The following is a 2,969-nucleotide window of genomic DNA, read 5'->3' as shown; positions in this document are numbered from 1 at the left end:
TTTTATTTGGTGGGCCATGTAGGACTTGAACCTACGACCAAAGGATTATGAGTCATCGGCAATTTTCAATAAAATCATTAAGTTACTTTGATTTTAAGCCTACAAAAAATCAAAATACGCGCCTCTGTATGCCTCATTATATCTGAGGCTTATTTTTTTTGTAGGTAAAAATTCCTTTGGTTTCTCTACTTTGTGGGCTGCACTTTTTTACCACGGCGAACGTATGTTCTTTGAGTGAACGATGCATCAGAGTGTCCGCCTTGGGCTGATGCCTCGGCGAGACTGTGGGAGTCGGTTTTGTCGGTAATGGCTTTTGCTCGTAAGTCTCGAAGTTGAAAATCTGCTTTTGGTACTCCAGCTTTTTTGCGCGCAGTGTCAAAGCGAGAACGTATTTTATCTTTGGTCATTGGCGTACCGTCCAAGTCAACTAACAGACGAGTTGACACGATTTTGTTCAACATTTTACGCTTACGGATTCTGTCAATTAGCGCACCAAATTCGCCGACCACTTCAATACGCATGTGCTTTCCAGTTTTACCCTGGCTGAATTCATAGCATCCATCAATGATGTGCCTCTCATCGGCTTTTAGAGAGTCCATGTTGCGCTGCCCTGACAGGTACATAAAGTCCATAAAGTCCCGCAGTGGAACGTCGGCGCAGTCATAGACTTTTTTCAGAATCTCATCGTATATGTACACTTTGCGCCCGTGCGAATTGTGCTTCTCTATGCCTGCCACTGGATTGGCCGCCTCAGTCAACCCCCAAGCGCGAGCGCAGTTGAATACATGGCTGAACAACGCCATTTCTTTGTCCGCCTGTCGTGGCTTATCGCTGTAGTGGTCAAGGTATCTGCGAATGTGCATCGGCTTGATTTCGTCAAGCATGGCTTTTCCAAACGTGAACAAAAGCCGCTTTGATTCGCTCAAGTTTCCGCGTTGAGTTTGAGGCGCTTTCTTTATCAAAACAGTTAGTTGGTATTTGTTCCATGCGTCGGAAAAGGTAAAAAAGGTTTTTTCTTTTTCATTTGCTCCTACTGTTTCTGCGTAGTTTTGCAGTGCTGTTGTAAAGTCATGTCCGAGCAAAACCCAGCATCGCTTCATTTTTCCATCAACAATTTTATTTGTGTCGAGATAATAAGCCTTGCCAACTTTCCTGTTTTCAACCCTCATTTTTGGCGGCAAATTTAGGTTCTTGGTTGGCTTGCGTCCCATGTCATCTCCTTAGCTTGCAAATTTTAATTCAAATCCTTGCGGCCTCTTGGCTTTTTTTCCGCTTTGCTCAATGTAGACAACAGGTCGGCCAAGTCCATTAATCTCAAAACGATACAGATTCGCACGCAGCCATCGTATCTGTTTTGACGGGTATTTAAAACCAGTCAATCGCTCAACGTCATCATTGCTCATGAAAAGCGATGGTTTTTCATTCGCGCCCATCATTTACTCCTTTCTGCTCGCATTGTCCATTAACTTATCAGCCGGTTAGTGTCTCAGTTTGAAATTTGCTCTTGGTGCGCGATTCACGTTTATCGTCCACCTCGTGGCTTTGCGACGTTGACAACCGCCAATCGGCTGTGCGTATCCACCCATTTCCCTGCGTAGCTCAATGCGTTGGGTCAATGAACAAGATCCAAATGACTTCGCAAATTTCAAACTGAGACACTACCATCAGCCGCAGCTTTTGCCTCTTCCGCTGTTTTGCAGTGCGAGATGTCAGCTCTTAGTCGTCTCTGCGTATTGATGTTCGTGAACGAAGCGCACCACATCCCCATTTGCGAAAACCAAATTCGGGCACTGATGTTATCAACGATTTTCTCGTAAGACTCAAAATTGGGGTCTTGCGGAACCGTTATTTTTTGCCATTCATTAATCATTACTTTGTCCTTTCTGCTCGCTCAAGCCGTTTGCGCTCGATGAGTCGCTGGGCTGGGGAGGTTTCTTTAAATTGTAGTTGCCTTGAATCAAGGCTTTGAATTATCGAAAGTCCGACGTATTGCATCAGTGGTTGTCGTTTAACCTTGTTCATTCTTAACCCCCCAAGCAGGCTTTCAATTCTTCGTTATCCAACCAGCAAAACGCGCCGCCGTTAGTCACGACTCCAACTGAGTACTCAGTTTTAAACAAGACGCCAACAGGCTCAATACTGTACGTTGTCGTTTCGATCTTACGAATAGCCAAGTCTGACATTGGAACTTCTATAACATTGTCGGATGATCCGCAATTAAATGATGAAACAGTTGGCGTTATAAAAACAGAATAACCGTCCACATTTCCCCTGTTTTTTACCTCACGAAAAAAAATACCAACAGCTTCATCTTCATTATTTGCGTCAAAAATTATCATTTGTCTAAGGGCAAATTCAGAAAATTTGTCTGTTCGTTTTTCAAAAACTGCGCTTACTGCATAGGCTTTTTTACCCACATCACACCTCAATAAAAAATTGTTCCTCGGATTTCGCTGCGCCCAAAAATTCGATGGTGTTTTTATTTCGCAACCATGCCTCAATAAGGCCGCTTCCGCCATCAAAACTTGCTGTCATATCTGTGAGGCTAATATAATCCTCGTCTTCTCTTTCGAGAACGTGAATTTCTACACCTTGCACTTCTAAAATGCCGCTTTCCTTGGTTGATACTCTTTTAGATTTCTGAAACTTCGACAAACTCGCCATTTTCATCAAGCGAATACCACACGTTCGGTTTGATGCCGTTCTCGCCTACCTTGCTTGCGCGGATGTGGACAATCTCGCCGTCATCGTTGCGGTACACCAAAACGATTGCGCATGCTTCTGCGCCCTTGGCCTTTGACTGGCGGCCTGTCGCAACTGCGACGGACTCCTTGCCGCTAACCGATGCTGCCGATTGGTAGCCCGTGTTCGATGCTGCCGAGCGGCTGCCCGTGTTCGATGCTGCCGAGTAGTCGCCCGTGTTCGATGCTGCCGAGTAGTCGCCCGTGTTCGATGCTGCCGAGCGGCTG

At 45.3% G+C, this 2,969-nt stretch carries 5 protein-coding genes; all 5 read right to left on the bottom strand.

What is annotated here, in order from left to right:
- Positions 1–185 precede the first annotated feature (185 nt).
- Positions 186–1,211 carry a tyrosine-type recombinase/integrase gene (locus IE082_RS10950; RefSeq protein ID WP_189493948.1) on the bottom strand — a complete coding sequence of 342 codons (1,026 nt, stop codon included), beginning with the start codon at positions 1,209–1,211 and terminating at the stop codon, positions 186–188.
- A 9-nt stretch (positions 1,212–1,220) separates the two neighbouring features.
- A complete protein-coding gene (locus IE082_RS11515; protein ID WP_373295103.1) occupies positions 1,221–1,403 on the bottom strand; it encodes a DUF4224 domain-containing protein in 183 nt (60 codons plus the stop codon).
- Positions 1,404–2,024: 621 nt separating this feature from the next.
- Positions 2,025–2,417, bottom strand: coding sequence for a hypothetical protein (locus IE082_RS10940; protein ID WP_189493946.1), 393 nt, complete (start codon positions 2,415–2,417; stop codon positions 2,025–2,027).
- A 1-nt stretch (position 2,418) separates the two neighbouring features.
- On the bottom strand, positions 2,419–2,664 hold the full coding sequence (locus IE082_RS10935; RefSeq protein WP_189493945.1) for a KilA-N domain-containing protein: 246 nt from the start codon (positions 2,662–2,664) through the stop codon (positions 2,419–2,421).
- The coding region (locus tag IE082_RS10930) for a YdhT family protein (RefSeq protein WP_373295102.1) at positions 2,633–2,969 on the bottom strand (337 nt) is incomplete at its 5' end. The genes IE082_RS10930 and IE082_RS10935, both read right to left, overlap by 32 nt.

Origin of the sequence: Formosimonas limnophila (genome assembly GCF_014652675.1) — a bacterium.
GTDB classification, from domain to species: domain Bacteria; phylum Pseudomonadota; class Gammaproteobacteria; order Burkholderiales; family Burkholderiaceae; genus Hydromonas; species Hydromonas limnophila.
Note: the sequence above shows the minus strand (reverse complement) of the source record. Positions and strands in the feature narration are given on the sequence as shown.